The following is an 889-nucleotide window of genomic DNA, read 5'->3' as shown; positions in this document are numbered from 1 at the left end:
CTGAATTAAGCCGCGCCGCGAAGCGGCGTCGGCTTGGATGAAGAGTTAGACGGTGGTGCCAGGAGATGGTGAAGCATGGACCGTGCTCCCCAGCACTGCCGCCGAGCGCCGAGCATGCCACATATTGCGGTCTTGGGGCTTGCCCGAGGCGCTGACCGCTGGATGTGAGCGAGCCCGAAGGCAATGAGCGCAGCGGAGCAATGAAGACGGACGACGAAGCAGCGAGCGATCCGATGGCGGGAAACGTAAGGACTGCATACCGGAGCCGACCGCTGAAGCGCCAGCGCTGTTGCCGAAGACGGAAGCCGCGCCGCACCTGCAGCACTACCGCCTAACGCTTGAATTAAGCCGACCCGCGAAGCGGGTTCGGCTTGAATGAATTGTTAGCCCGCAGGCTTGTGTAGCTGGGTAGGCCAAGCACCTTGACCATTGCCACCCTTGAAGAAGACACGACCATTGGGCTGGATGGAGGAAATTACAAACTCCTGCTCGAAAGAGCGTAAATATCCATCATGCTCGAATCGAGTGAGGCGAATAACGCGATCTCCAGGCTTCAGGTTGAGCGCAACAATTGCATCTTGGTTCTTGGCGAAAAGAGCCTCACCAATCTTGGCGCTAGCGACACGCTTTGAATCGGTGGAAACGTCTTGCCCAAGCGATGATGCGAAAGCGCGTTGACGATCGCTGGATGGCTCAGCGGGTTCGTGCCCGATTGCGGCTGCCACACGGTCCAGCAATCGGGCTGCAGCCACGTCAAACGTGTCAAGAGCAACATCGATGCCTAGCGAGGCCGCGAGATGTATCTGCTCTTCTGATGGTGGAGATGCGGTCATTTTTTCCTGCGGGCCAACACCTGAGTTAAGCCGCGCCGCAAAGCGGCGTCGGCTTG

The 889-nt window shown here is 58.7% G+C and carries 1 protein-coding gene; it reads right to left on the bottom strand.

Annotation, left to right across the window (positions count from 1 at the left end; all coding sequences use genetic code 11):
* Positions 1-383: 383 nt before the first annotated feature.
* The coding region (locus tag D183_RS27435) for a hypothetical protein (RefSeq protein WP_232757248.1) at positions 384-889 on the bottom strand (506 nt) is incomplete at its 5' end.

It is taken from the genome of Xanthomonas sp. SHU 199 (assembly GCF_000364665.1).
Lineage (GTDB): Bacteria > Pseudomonadota > Gammaproteobacteria > Xanthomonadales > Xanthomonadaceae > Xanthomonas_A > Xanthomonas_A sontii.
The sequence above is the reverse complement of the archived record's forward strand: the minus strand, read 5'-3'. Positions and strand labels throughout refer to the sequence as shown.